The organism is Polaromonas hydrogenivorans (genome assembly GCF_040105105.1).
Classification (GTDB): Bacteria; Pseudomonadota; Gammaproteobacteria; order Burkholderiales; family Burkholderiaceae_C; genus Polaromonas; species Polaromonas hydrogenivorans.
On record NZ_CP157675.1, the window covers coordinates 2,924,913 to 2,937,993 of the forward strand.

Genomic DNA, 13,081 nt, shown 5'->3' on the forward strand with positions numbered 1-13,081 from the left:
TTCCTTCCTTCATCTCTTGAATCATTCCCCTGCCGCAGGGGGGTTGGTTCGCAAGATTAAGGCGTTGACCCAGGCAGGAGAAGGAAGGAATTCAGATATGAATATGAGGCGGCTACGGCAAGCCACTGGGTTTGAAACCCGGGCATGACGATAATCAGGGGCTTTGCAGCCTCAGCCCCCAATCCTCAAGGACCGGCAAAAAATCAGCCAAAGCGTAGCCAGATGAAGACAAGACACTGAATGCAAAAAGACACACTCAAACCCGGCGAAGCGCCGGTGCGGGCCGCCCCCCACACGCCCATGATGACGCAGTACCACGCCATCAAGGCCGAGTACCCCGACACGCTGGTGTTCTACCGCATGGGCGACTTCTACGAGGTTTTCTACGCCGATGCCGAGAAAGCCTCCAGCCTGCTCGACATCACCCTGACCAAACGCGGCCAGTCGGCGGGCGAGCCTGTCGTCATGGCGGGCATCCCGTTTCACGCGCTCGAAGGCTACCTGGCCAAGCTGATCAAGCTGGGCGAGTCGGTGGCGATTTGCGAGCAGGTCGGCGACGTGGCCACGGCCAAGGGGCCGGTCGAGCGCAAGGTGGTGCGCGTGGTCACGCCCGGCACGCTGACCGACACCGAACTGCTGAGCGACAAGACCGAATCGATTTTGCTGGCCGTGCACCAGGGCGCGCGCAACACCTGCGGCCTGGCCTGGCTCAGCGTGACGCAGGGCGAGATTCACCTGGCCCATTGCGCCAGCGGCGAGCTGGAAAGCTGGCTGGCCCGGATTGCGCCCAGCGAGCTACTCTACAACGTCGATGCCACGCCCGCGTTCGAGCAGCGCCTGCAAACCCAGCGCTGCGCCGCCAGCGCCCGCCCGGCCTGGCAGTTTGACGCGGCCCTGGGCGTGCGGCGCCTGCTGGATCAGCTCAAGGTCGCTTCGCTGGCCTCGTGGAACGCCGAAGGCCTGAATGAAGCGCACGCCGCCGCCTCGGCGCTGCTGGGCTACGCCGAGCACACGCAAGGCCGCGCCCTGCCCCATGTGCAGGGCCTGCAGGTGGTGCGTTCGGGCGAGCTGATCGAACTGCCGCCGGCCACGCGGCGCAACCTCGAACTGACGCAGACCCTGCGCGGCGAGGATTCGCCCACGCTGTTTTCACTGTTAGATACCTGCACCACCGGCATGGGCAGCCGGGCGCTGAAAAGCTGGCTGCTCAGCCCGCGCCGCGACCGCGCCCAGGCAGCAAGCCGCTTAGAGGCCATCACGCAATTGCGCGGCGGCGCGCAGCAAACATTGCGCACCCAACTCAAGGGCTGCAGCGACGTCGAGCGCATCACCGCCCGCATCGCGCTGCGCCAGGTGCGCCCGCGCGAACTCGTGGCGCTGCAGCTGACGCTACAAAAAGCAGAGCTGCTCACGCCCGTGGATAGTGCGCAAACACCTCTTTTGACCACTATTTTCGAGGATTTGCAGCCGCCCCTTGGCTGCGCCGAACTGCTGGGCCAGTGCATCCTGGACGAGCCGGCCGCGCTGATCCGCGACGGCGGCGTCATCAACCACAGCGTTGATGCCGAACTCGACGAGTTGCGCGCCATCCAGACCAACTGCGACGGCTTCCTGCTCGACCTGGAAATCCGCGAGAAAGCCCGCACCGGCATTGCCAACCTGCGCGTGCAGTTCAACAAGGTGCACGGCTTTTACATCGAGGTCACGCAGGGCCAGCTGGACAAGGTGCCGGCCGACTACCGCCGCCGCCAGACGCTGAAAAATGCCGAGCGCTACATCACGCCCGAACTGAAAACCTTCGAGGACAAGGCCCTGTCGGCGCAGGAACGCGCGCTGGCGCGCGAGAAGTGGCTGTACGAGCAGCTGCTCGACCAGCTGCAGGAGTTCGTCCCCGCCTTGAGCCGGCTGGCGCGCGCCATTGCCGCGCTCGATGCGCTGTGCGCGCTGGCCGAGCGCTCGCTCACGCTGGACTGGTGCGCGCCAGTATTTGTGAAGGAGCCGTGCATAGCCATCGGCCAGGGCCGGCATCCGGTGGTGGAGGCGCGGCTGGCAGAGACGGGCGGCGGCGCCTTCATCGCCAACGACTGCAGCCTGACTGGCAAAAGCCGCATGCAGATGATCACCGGCCCCAACATGGGCGGCAAATCGACCTACATGCGGCAGGTCGCGCTGATCGTGCTGCTGGCCAGCGTCGGTTCCTACGTTCCCGCCAGCCGCTGCCGGCTCGGGCCGATTGACGCCATCCACACCCGCATCGGCGCGGCCGACGACGTAGCGAATGCGCAATCGACCTTCATGCTCGAAATGCTCGAAGCCGCGCAGATTTTGCATGCCGCCACGCCGCATTCGCTGGTGCTGATGGACGAGATCGGGCGCGGCACCTCGACCTTCGACGGGCTGGCGCTGGCCGGCGGCATTGCCGCCTACCTGCACAACAAGGCGCAGGCCTTCACGCTGTTCGCCACGCATTACTTCGAGCTGACCGAGTTTGCGGCCCAGCACCATGGCGCCATGAATGTGCATGTCAGCGCGGTCGAGTCGGGCAGCGACATTGTGTTTTTGCACCACATCGAGCCCGGCCCGGCCAGCAAGAGCTACGGCATTGCCGTGGCCAAGCTGGCCGGCGTTCCCGCCGCCGTCGTCAACCATGCGCGCCATGCGCTGGCCGCGCTGGAAGCCCAGCAAAGCCAGGCCAGCGCCCAGGTGGACCTGTTTGCCGCGCCGCCCGAAGCGCCAGCATCCGGGCAAACCGCTATTGACAAGGCACTGGCGAGCATAGACCCTGATATCCTGAGCCCCCGAGAAGCGCTTGATGCGCTTTACCAACTAAAAAAACTGGCCAGCGCCGCCTGAACCGCGGCACGCCCTGTACTCAACCTTCCTCATCAGCCCATGACTTACTGCGTCGCCATCAAGCTCAATGCCGGACTTGTCTTCCTGTCCGATTCCCGCACCAACGCGGGCCTTGACCACATCAGCACCTTTCGCAAGATGATTGTTTATGAAAAGCCCGGCGACCGCTTCATGGTGCTGCTGACCGCCGGCAACCTGTCGATCTCGCAGTCGGTGCGCGAGATCTTGCAGGTCGAGGAACTCAAGAACCCCGAAACCGGCGAGGGCATCACCATCTGGAACGCCAAAAGCATGTTCGACGCCGCCCGCGTGCTCGGCTCGGCCATCCGGCGCGTCTATGAGCACGACGCCCGGGCGCTGAGAAACGACGATGTCGGCTTTAATGTGTCGCTGGTGTTTGGCGGCCAGATCAAGGGCGAGGGCATGCGCCTGTTCCAGGTGTATTCGCCCGGCAACTTTATTGAAGCCACCGATGAGACGCCCTACTTCCAGATCGGTGAATCCAAGTACGGCAAGCCGGTGCTGGACCGCGTCCTCACCCCCGAGACACCGCTGGACGAAGCCGCCAAATGCGCGCTGGTGTCGATGGATTCGACCATCAAGTCCAACCTGTCGGTCGGTTTGCCGCTGGACCTGGTGGTGTATGAAGCCGACTCCCTCAAAAGCGACAAGGTCGTCTGCATCGACCAGGACAATCCTTATTACCAGATGCTGCACAACAGCTGGGGACAAAAGCTGCGCCAGGTGTTCGACAGCATTGAAGACCCGGTCTGGGACGATTCGCACACCGAGACGCCGCTCAAGATGCCCGCCAGGCGCCATGCGACCCTGAAAAAAATCGGCACGCCACAGGAAAAGCTGATCTGAGTTTTTTTATCACCGCCCATCGACTGTCAACCCGGGCAATAGCCGTGGCCAGCGCGCTGCGGTGCCTTTAAATTTCCGTGCCCACCTCTTCCAAACCCCTCATCATTTTTTCCCATGGCAACAGCTTTCCGGCCAGCACCTACGGCGTGCTGTTCCAGAGCCTGAAGGCACGGGGTTTTCAGGTCAAGGCGATTGAAAAATTCGGCCATGACCCGCGCTACCCGGTCACCAGCAACTGGCCCCACCTGGTGCAGCAGCTGGCCGACTTTGCCGGGCAGGAAGCCGAAAAATCCGGCCAGCCCGCCTTTTTGGTTGGCCACTCGCTGGGCGGCTTTTTAAGCCTGATGTGCGCCGCGCGCAATCCCGTGCTGGGCGGCCATGCGGTGCGGGGCGTGCTGCTGCTCGACTCGCCGGTCCTGGGCGGCTGGCGCGCCAAGGCGCTCAGCGTGGCCAAGCGCGCCAGGCTGGTCGGCTCGATCTCGCCCGGCGCCATCAGCCGCAAGCGCCGCCAGCAGTGGCTGGGCCGGGACGAGGTGCTGGCGCACTTTCGCAGCAAAAAGGCCTTTGCCCGCTGGGACGAGCAGGTGCTGCGCGACTACATCGACCACGGCACGCACGACGAAGGCGGCAGCGCGCAGGGCCAGCGGCTGCTGAGCTTTGACCGCGACGTGGAAACCGCGATCTACAACACCCTTCCCGACAACCTGGAAAGCCTGCTGAAGGCGCATCCGCTCAAATGCCCGTCGGCCTTCATTGGCGGGCGGCAGTCGGTCGAAATGAAGCAGGTCGGCATGGCCATGACCGAAAAAGTCACCCATGGCCGCATCATGATGCTCGACGGCAGCCACCTGTTCCCGATGGAGCAACCGCTGGCCACGGCCGCCGCCATCGAGGCGGCGCTGCTGAACATGGCGAGCCTGGGCGGGCGTTAGATCGGGCCTTATTCGGCCCAGGTGACCACGCCGCTCCAGGCGGTCGCCAGCACCACGATGCCAAAGGCAATGCGGTACCAGGCAAACGGCACGAAGTCATGGCTGGCGATGTAGCGCAGCAGCCAGCGAATGCACAGCCAGGCACTCAGAAATGAAAACAGCAGCCCGACACCGAACATCGGCGCATCGGCCATGGACAGCAGCGCACGGTCCTTGAACAAGCTGTAGGCACCGGCGCCAATCAGGGTCGGAATCGCCAGGTAAAACGAAAAGTCGGTCGCCGCCTTGCGCGACAGGCCCAGCAGCATGCCACCAATGATGGTGGAGCCGCTGCGGCTGGTGCCCGGGATCATGGCCAGGCACTGCACCAGCCCGACCTTGAGCGCATCCATCGTGCTCATGGACTCGACATCATGAATACGAATGGTCGCCGGATTGCGCTGCTGGCGCTTTTCGGCCCACAAAATGATGAAGCCGCCGACGATGAAGGCGCTGGCCACGACCACCGGCGTGAACAGGTGCGCCTTGATGGCCTTGCCAAACAGCAGCCCCAGCACCACGGCCGGAACAAAGGCCACCAGCACATTGAGCGCGAACTGCTGCGCCTGCTTTTCATTCGGCAGGGCAATCAGGGTGCTGCGGATTTTTTGCCAGTACACCAGGATCACCGCAAAAATGGCGCCGGTCTGGATGGCGATGTCGAACACCTTGGCCTTGTCGTCGTCAAAACCCAGCAGCGCGCCGGCCAGAATCAAATGGCCGGTCGATGAAATTGGAAGAAATTCGGTCAAGCCCTCCACAATGCCCATGATGGCGGCTTTGATCAACAGTGCAATATCCACGCTGGCTCCTTCAAAATGGTGCTGATTATCGCTGTTGAGCTTAAGCCCGACTGAAGATCAATTTGCCCGGTTTAAAGCCGGAATCAACCGCTGCCAAGCCTGAAACGCCATGACCCAACCCGCCTCCATCCCCTCACTGAACCCCCCTCTTCCCGCCCAGACTCCCGCCGATATTCTTGATTTCTGGCTGGGTGACGGCCTGGCGCTGGGCTGGCCCACGCACAACCTCAACGAGCGCTGGTTTCTAGGCGGCGCAGCGCTTGACCAGGAGATCAAGGCCCGCTTTGGCCCGAGCGTGGAGCTTGCCGTGCAAGGCGGTCTGCAGGATTGGGAGGCGCCGCTGCACAGCCGGCTGGCGCTGGTGATATTGCTGGACCAGTTCACCCGCAACGTGTTTCGCGGTTCTGCCCGGGCTTTTGACGGCGACGCGCGCGCCCAGCAACTGGTGCTGCGCACGCTGGCGCTTCAGGAAGACCGGCAACTGCCGTGGGTGGGCCGCGTGTTCATGTACATGCCGCTGATGCATGCCGAAGATGCGGCCCTGCAGGAAACATGCGTGGCCTGCTTTTCGCAACTGGTGGCTGACGCGCCGGACGCCCTGAAGCCGAAACTGCAGGGCAATCTCGACTTTGCCCGCCAGCACCAGGACATCATCCAGCGGTTTGGACGTTTCCCCTACCGCAACGCGGCACTCGGGCGCAGCGACAGTCCCGGGGAAGCAGAATTTTTGCGCAGCGGCCCGCGCTTTGGGCAATAAACTGAAGCATGCCAAACATTATTGAATAAGCTTGCAGCGCAAATACGGCCAGAATACCTGCTTGGCCTGCTCTGGCATTTTTCCAGGAGAGTATAAAAAAGAACCGGCCCCGCTGTAAAACAGGACCGGCTTTAAATTACCTCACCTTGGAAACTCAGAAGGAGTGTTTAATGCCCACATTAAACAAAGTCGTGGTCTTGTCGGGCGCCGTGCCACCGGCAACCATGGTCGTCAACAGCGTGGCTCCCGATTTTGCATTGGCAAACACGAGCTGGCCGTACATGGTGGTGCGCTTGGACAGGGCATATTCATCGCTCAGGATAAACGTGGTGGTTTTATCTACGGTGTTCTTCTTGTCCTTGCCGTAATAAGCCGCCGCCATCACGGTATTGTTGGATGCGGTTTTCCAGTCAACGCCCACGCCCGTCACGCCAACTTTGCTGGTTTCAACCAGTGCTGCATTCTTGTTCGTGCCGCGCAGGTAATTGAGCTTGCCGGTGAAGGCGCCCATGGTGTAGCCAGCGCCCACCGTATAAATCGTGCTGCCGCGTTCCGACGTATTGGCCAAATTGGTTGCCTGATACGCAGCAGACAATGAAACCGGACCCGTGTAGGTAGCGCCCAGAGAATAGACAGCACCCTTGGTTTCAGAAGTGCTGTAAGCACCTGCAATGCCAACGGGGCCAAACTTGTTGCTGTAGGAAACCGCATTTTGCAAGAACACGCCGACATCGTTGTTGCCGTTATTGCCGGTAGTCAATGCGCCCGAGTTGTAGGCCCACGAATACAGGCCCGAGAAGTTTTCACGCAGGCCGCGCGGGTCGGTTGCGGCAAATGCCAAAATGGCCGGGCTGTATTGATTACCCAGGGTCAGCGTGCCCAGGGTGGGCGATGAAAGACCGACATTGGACTGGCGACGGAACAGTCGCGGATCAGACGCACCGGTATCCGCGTAAAAATGCCCTTCCAGATTAAAGGTAGCCTTCAGGCCGTCGCCCAGGTCTTCCGAACCGCGAAAACCCCAGATGCTTGGCGAAATACCACCATTGGCGATGCTGGTCGATGAACCGCCGGCTGGTGCATTATTTTGCGTTAATACGCCAATATCGATGTTGCCGTACACAGTCACGGAACTTTGCGCACTTGCCATGCCAGATACCAGAGCCAGGGCAGCCAGAGCGATCAATCGTTTTTTCATCAGGTAGGTCTCCATATAGTTTAAACAGCCATCAAGAATTTGTGGACGTATGCGATATGCAAAACCTGTGCCTGCCAGAAACTTCCTTGATTAATGGTTTTCTGGCGCCGGTCTTTCATTGTGAAGCCCTGCGCGCAATGTCTGGATTTCCTGCTGGAAACCGTGCTGCACCAGGCCGCTCAAATGCAACACATCGATGAACATATGAAACGAATCTGCACACACGGATCAATCACTGATCATTAATAGAACACTGTGCCTGCCGGACATGCACCAGATCACCCGTCAGACGCGGGCTCGAAATCTTCCGTCACGCAGTCAGCGCAGCGTCCTACGGTCAAGTTTGCTCCCCTCGGTTGTACTGGGGAGCACAACACAACCTGAGAAAAACTCGATGAAAAACGCACCTAGCACCTTATGGACGCACAGTAAAAGCGCCGCATTGACGCTGGCTTTCGCGGCCGGCACGGCCGCCTTGCTGGCCGGTTGCGCCGGCGTCAAGCCTCCGCCCAAGGAATACACGCAGGACCGGATGGATGAGCAGATCCAGGTGCCGCCCGGAAATGTGGTGGCGCTGGAGACCACGGCCGTCGGCCTGCTGAACTATGAATGCAAGGCCAATCCGGCCAAGGGTGGCAACATCGGCTGGGTGCTGGTCAGCCCGCAGGCTGAACTGATGGACCGCACCGGCAAGAAAGTGGCCGCTTATTCAGGCCCTCCCGCAACCTGGACCCACATCGACGGCTCCAGCGTCGTGGGCATGCAGGTTGCCGTGGCACCGCGCCCCGGCGCCACCAACCTGGACTATCAGTTGTCCAAGGGCACGCCCGGCGCAGCGCCAGGCGTGATGCAGAACATCACCTACATCCAGCGCATCAAGACCAAGGGTGGACAGGATTTGAGCAAGGCCTGCACGCAAACCGACATGGGTGACAAACTGACGCTGCCTTACCAGGCTGACTACATTTTCTGGAAAGCCGCCTGATCAGCCTGCCGGTCCGGGCGCGGACGGCCTGAACATCTCATCCTATTGATGATCCCTGCGTCATACCCGCGAAGGCGGGTATCCAGACTCGTTTGAGCGTTCAAGCCGTGTTGCTGGATTCCCGCCTTCGCGGGAATGACGGACGGGAAGTTATTCTTTGCCAGATCCTTACTCATTAAAAAAGCCTGCACGAAGCAGGCTTTTTCAGGCGGTCAGCTTATGAATTAACGGCGTCCGTCATGGCGGTTGCCGTCATAGCCGTCGCGGCCATCGCGCTGGTAGTACACCTGCCCGTAACCGGGGCCGTAGCCGTTACGCCCATCTCGTTCATAGTAGCCACCATCGCGCCGATGGTGCCCATGACGGCGTTCGTAATAGACCGGCTGCGGCGCCAGGTACACCGGCTGCGGCTGCACGAACACAGGACGCGGCCTCACATACACCGGACGCGGTTGAACATAAACCGGCTCGGGCTGCACATACACAGGCTGCGGCTGCACAAAAACCGGCTGGGGATAGACAGAGCCGACGTTGCCCACGTTCACCCCGACACCGGGTGCGCCCACACCGACCGACCAGTACACATTGTCCCGTGCCTGGGCGCTGCCGGCAAAACCCATGGCAGCCACCGCCAGCGTGGCAATGGCGCCTGCCACGACCACGGAACGGTTTGCCTTGTTGATTGTCTTCATAAAATTCTCCTAAAGGAAGGGCGGGAAATGCCCATGTGTTTATTAAACGCGCCAGCTCGGCAGCCGCCTACCGCATGCACAGTTAAGAGAGTTGCCAAACGTAACGCGCGCCTTCTAGACCATAGAATCAGGCGATGACCTCCCCTGCCCCCTCCCAAGCCACCGCCGCTGCCCCTGTTGCCGCCGACAAAGAAGCCCACAAGCCCAGCAACTTCCTGCGCCAGATCATCGAAAAAGACCTGGCCGAAGGCACTTACGCCGCCCGTCGCTGGGGCGGCAGCCCTGGCGACGCCGCCCACCATGCTAGCGGCCAGCCCGATCCGGCCAAAGTGCGCCTGCGCTTTCCGCCCGAGCCCAACGGCTACCTGCACGTTGGCCACGCCAAGAGCATCTGCCTGAACTTCGGCCTGGCGCGCGACTACGGCGGCGTGTGCCACCTGCGCTTTGACGACACCAACCCCGAAAAAGAAGACACCGAATACGTTGACAGCATCAAGGACGCCGTGCAATGGCTGGGCTTTGACTGGAAAAACAACACAAGCGGCGCCGTCGAAACCAACCTCTACCAGGCCAGCGACTATTTCGACTTCATGTACCGCGCCGCCGAATACCTGATTGACGCCGGCCACGCCTACGTCGATGAGCAAAGCGCCGACGAGATGCGCATCAACCGGGGCGACTTCGGCAAGCCCGGCACCGACAGCCCGTTCCGCAGCCGCACTCCGGCAGAAAACCTGGCCCGCTTCCGCGAAATGCGCGATGGCCAGTTGCTAGACGGCGCCGCCGTGCTGCGCGCCAAAATCGACATGGCCAGCCCCAACATCAACATGCGCGACCCGGCCATCTACCGCATCCGCCGCGCCCACCACCACAACACCGGCGACAAATGGTGCATCTACCCGATGTACACCTATGCGCACCCGATTGAAGACGCGCTGGAACAGATTACCCACAGCATCTGCACGCTCGAATTCGAGGACCAGCGCCCGTTCTACGACTGGCTGCTCGACCGGCTGGCCGAAGGCGGCTTGATTGCCACGCCACACCCGCGCCAGTACGAATTTGCCCGCCTGAACCTGACCTACGTGCTGACCAGCAAGCGCAAGCTGGCGCAACTGGTGAATGAAAACCGCGTCAACGGCTGGGACGACCCGCGCATGCCCACCATCGTCGGCCTGCGCCGGCGCGGCTACACGCCCGAGGCGATTCAGCTGTTCGCCGAACGCATCGGCGTGACCAAGAGCGACAGCTGGATCGACTACAGCACTTTAGAAGGCTGCCTGCGCGAAACGCTGGACGGCAGCGCCCCGCGCGCCATGGCCGTGCTCGACCCAGTGAAACTCGTGCTGACCAACTGGGACGAAGTGATGGGCGCCGGCATGCTCGATGATTGCAGCGCCCCGATTCACCCGCATCACCCCGAGCTGGGCAAGCGCGAATTCAAGATCGGCAAGGAAGTCTGGATTGACCGCAGCGACTACGAAGAAACCCCACCCAAGGGCTTTTTCCGCCTGTTCCCGCCGCATCTGAACGCCAGCAAGCAGGCCATTGCGGGTAGCAAGGTGCGCCTGAAATACGGCCACGTCATCGAATGCACAGGCGCGGTCAAGGACGCTGAAGGCAGGATTATTGAAGTGCAGGCCAAGCTGCTGCCCGACACCAAAAGCGGCACGCCGGGCGCGGATTCGGTCAAGGTCAAGGGCGTGATCACCTGGGTCGGCGTGAACGATGCAGTGCCGGCCGAAGTGCGGCTGTACGAGCGCCTGTTCAGGGAAGCGCAGCCCGAAGGCGGCGGCGTGGACTTTTTGACCAACCTGAACGCCGACAGCCTGAAGGTGATGACCGCCTACGTCGAACCGTCACTGGCCAGCGGCGGCGCGATTGAAGCCAAGGCCGATGACAAGTTCCAGTTTGAACGGCACGGGTATTTTGTGGCGGACCGGGTGGATCATGCGGCGGGGAGGCCGGTGTTTAATTTGGCTGTGGGGTTGAAGGATTCGTGGGGAAAGTAATATAAAACAATAAATTTATATTACTTGTATTAACAAATTCAGCAATCAAACACATAACAATTTATATGCAACAAATAATCGAAGGCATTCAATCTCAAGAACTTGAAGCATCATGGAGAACTGCACTCGATGAACACGATGATCTAAAAAAATTTGGAGTCAATGCCATCGGGTTATTTGCATTAGCGTTAAGATTTGATTTAGAAGATTTAGAAGGCGTTGGTGTTTCATCAATAGTAGATGGGCATAGTGACAAAAAAAATGATCTGATTTTTATTGATGAGGAAATTGGAACAGCAGTAATAATTCAAGCTTATGTTTCAAAATCCAAAAAATCTATTGCACCAGCAAATAAGGCAAGCGATTTAAATACTGCAATAGCGTGGCTGCTCACGATGCCAGCTGAAAAATTACCTCAAGGCATTAAATCTCACGCAATACGTATTAGAGATGGAATTAATTCTGGAATAATCAACAAACTTTACGTATGGTATGTGCACAATTGTACAGAATCAAAAAATGTTGCTGATGAACTTGAAGCAGTCAAACAAACACTGAGTTCCGCTTTAGCAAAGTATCACAAGAACACAATTGTCAATCAATTCGTTTCAGAAATAGGGAACTCTACTCTCACAGAATGGTATAACGAAACTCAATCGCCCATTGCAGTAAATGAGCAAATTAAGTTTCACTGCACAGATGGATTTGAAGTGAAGACCGAAGACTGGACAGCCTTCATCACAACAATTTCCGCAAGAGATCTTTATGCTGCTTACAAAAATTATTCTGTTAAACTTTTTTCAGCAAATATAAGAGATTACCTAGGCGCGCGCTCAAGTCAATCCAATATCAATAATGGTATCCGTCAAACAATGTCTGAAACACCCAAAAATTTTTGGGTGTTTAACAATGGACTGACAGCTTTAACGCATCGAATTGAATTTGATAAAGAGCAAAAAACTATCAAGGCAAAAGGGATAGCAATAGTTAATGGCGCTCAAACCACTGGCGCAATTGGTAGCATGGATGAAATACCTTCTGAAAATGCAATGGTACCAATTAGATTTGTATCAGTGAATAACGGTGATAGAGATTTAATAAGAGACATTGTTCGCTACAACAATAGTCAAAATCAAGTAACTGCAGCAGATTTCAGAAGCACCGATGCCATTCAAAAAAGGCTGCGACAACAAGTATCTATGATAAAAGATGCTGAATACGAAGGAGGCAGAAGAGGCGGCTTTGGAAGTGCAATCAAAAGAAAGCCAAAGCTTATGCCATCTTTTACGGTTGGACAAGCGCTTGCTGCATTTCATGGACAACCAAGTATTGCATATAACAAAAAATCCGATATATGGAATAATGATGCATTATATTCTGAATTTTTCAATGAAAAAACTACAGGCCCGCACTTAGTTTTCGTATTTTCTTTATTAAAAAGTATAGAAAGTAACAAATCAAATCTCATAGAAAAATCTAAATCCGATGTAGATTTGACTAATTTGGAAAAGCAGAGACTTGAATTTTTTCGATTACCAGCTTCTATATTTGTTTATGTTTATGCTATTGCAAGTGCTCTTGAAACCATTATAAGTCGCCCAATTAGTGACTACTTTACACTCTCGTTTGGAAATCAAACAGCACCAAAAAATGCAATAAAAAATTGGACACCAATTATTTCTGCTACCGCCCCATTTACTCGCTTACTTGCAAAGTCTATTTCAGAAGGTCTATCAAAAACCTCTATTGAAGAAGGAATACAAAATTTCACTCAACAGGTTGAAGTTGCATCTGAAAGTCAAGGAGTAGCTTTCAATCGATTTTTAAAACAACTTCGAAATCCATCCTCTATCAAAACCGCTTAAATTCTGACTTAATTATGGGTCTGCTGAAATGGTCAAGTTCCTAAACGCCAGCGCAACCAACTTACTTCCTCGAAGAAA

The 13,081-nt window shown here is 57.7% G+C and carries 10 protein-coding genes; 7 read left to right on the plus strand and 3 right to left on the minus strand.

The window, feature by feature from the left end:
* Positions 1 to 240 precede the first annotated feature (240 nt).
* From mutS to ABLV49_RS14075, 3 genes are all read left to right on the plus strand, one after another.
* The gene (gene mutS / locus ABLV49_RS14065; RefSeq protein WP_349277311.1) at positions 241 to 2,853 is read left to right on the plus strand and encodes a DNA mismatch repair protein MutS; all 2,613 of its coding nucleotides are present in this window, start codon (positions 241 to 243) and stop codon (positions 2,851 to 2,853) included.
* Positions 2,854 to 2,892: 39 nt separating this feature from the next.
* Complete coding sequence (locus ABLV49_RS14070; protein ID WP_349277313.1) at positions 2,893 to 3,720, plus strand: proteasome-type protease; 828 nt, start codon at positions 2,893 to 2,895, stop codon at positions 3,718 to 3,720.
* Between the two features lie 77 nt (positions 3,721 to 3,797).
* Complete coding sequence (locus ABLV49_RS14075) at positions 3,798 to 4,652, plus strand: alpha/beta hydrolase (protein ID WP_349277315.1); 855 nt, start codon at positions 3,798 to 3,800, stop codon at positions 4,650 to 4,652.
* 8 nt (positions 4,653 to 4,660) lie between these two features.
* Here the strand turns inward: ABLV49_RS14075 and ABLV49_RS14080 are convergent, their stop codons facing one another.
* On the minus strand, positions 4,661 to 5,494 hold the full coding sequence (locus ABLV49_RS14080) for an undecaprenyl-diphosphate phosphatase (protein ID WP_011800762.1): 834 nt from the start codon (positions 5,492 to 5,494) through the stop codon (positions 4,661 to 4,663).
* A gap of 109 nt (positions 5,495 to 5,603) precedes the next feature.
* Between ABLV49_RS14080 and ABLV49_RS14085 the strand changes: the two genes are divergently transcribed.
* Positions 5,604 to 6,251, plus strand: coding sequence for a DUF924 family protein (locus tag ABLV49_RS14085; RefSeq protein WP_349277317.1), 648 nt, complete (start codon positions 5,604 to 5,606; stop codon positions 6,249 to 6,251).
* Between the two features lie 154 nt (positions 6,252 to 6,405).
* On the opposite strand, the gene ABLV49_RS14090 is transcribed toward ABLV49_RS14085, so the two are convergent.
* Positions 6,406 to 7,449, minus strand: coding sequence for a porin (locus tag ABLV49_RS14090; protein ID WP_349277319.1), 1,044 nt, complete (start codon positions 7,447 to 7,449; stop codon positions 6,406 to 6,408).
* A gap of 394 nt (positions 7,450 to 7,843) precedes the next feature.
* On the opposite strand from ABLV49_RS14090, the gene ABLV49_RS14095 reads away from it, so the two are divergent.
* Positions 7,844 to 8,434: a DUF3455 domain-containing protein gene (locus ABLV49_RS14095; protein WP_349277321.1), complete on the plus strand. Its 591-nt coding sequence runs from the start codon at positions 7,844 to 7,846 to the stop codon at positions 8,432 to 8,434.
* A 224-nt stretch (positions 8,435 to 8,658) separates the two neighbouring features.
* Here the strand turns inward: ABLV49_RS14095 and ABLV49_RS14100 are convergent, their stop codons facing one another.
* A complete protein-coding gene (locus tag ABLV49_RS14100; RefSeq protein ID WP_349277323.1) occupies positions 8,659 to 9,126 on the minus strand; it encodes a hypothetical protein in 468 nt (155 codons plus the stop codon).
* Positions 9,127 to 9,260: 134 nt separating this feature from the next.
* Here ABLV49_RS14100 and ABLV49_RS14105 point away from each other — a divergent pair, with 134 nt between their 5' ends.
* Both ABLV49_RS14105 and ABLV49_RS14110 read left to right on the plus strand, forming a co-directional pair.
* The gene (locus ABLV49_RS14105) at positions 9,261 to 11,138 is read left to right on the plus strand and encodes a glutamine--tRNA ligase/YqeY domain fusion protein (protein ID WP_349277324.1); all 1,878 of its coding nucleotides are present in this window, start codon (positions 9,261 to 9,263) and stop codon (positions 11,136 to 11,138) included.
* A gap of 65 nt (positions 11,139 to 11,203) precedes the next feature.
* Positions 11,204 to 13,003, plus strand: a complete 1,800-nt coding sequence (locus ABLV49_RS14110) for an AIPR family protein (RefSeq protein ID WP_349277326.1) — start codon at positions 11,204 to 11,206, stop codon at positions 13,001 to 13,003.
* Positions 13,004 to 13,081 lie beyond the last annotated feature (78 nt).

Coding starts and splice junctions, on each gene's coding strand:
- mutS (WP_349277311.1), top strand. CDS start 241: ATGCAAAAAGACACACTCAAACCCGGCGAAGCGCCGGTGCGGGCCGCC.
- ABLV49_RS14070 (WP_349277313.1), top strand. CDS start 2,893: ATGACTTACTGCGTCGCCATCAAGCTCAATGCCGGACTTGTCTTCCTG.
- ABLV49_RS14085 (WP_349277317.1), top strand. CDS start 5,604: ATGACCCAACCCGCCTCCATCCCCTCACTGAACCCCCCTCTTCCCGCC.
- ABLV49_RS14090 (WP_349277319.1), bottom strand. CDS start 7,449: ATGAAAAAACGATTGATCGCTCTGGCTGCCCTGGCTCTGGTATCTGGC.
- ABLV49_RS14095 (WP_349277321.1), top strand. CDS start 7,844: ATGAAAAACGCACCTAGCACCTTATGGACGCACAGTAAAAGCGCCGCA.
- ABLV49_RS14100 (WP_349277323.1), bottom strand. CDS start 9,126: ATGAAGACAATCAACAAGGCAAACCGTTCCGTGGTCGTGGCAGGCGCC.
- ABLV49_RS14105 (WP_349277324.1), top strand. CDS start 9,261: ATGACCTCCCCTGCCCCCTCCCAAGCCACCGCCGCTGCCCCTGTTGCC.
- ABLV49_RS14110 (WP_349277326.1), top strand. CDS start 11,204: ATGCAACAAATAATCGAAGGCATTCAATCTCAAGAACTTGAAGCATCA.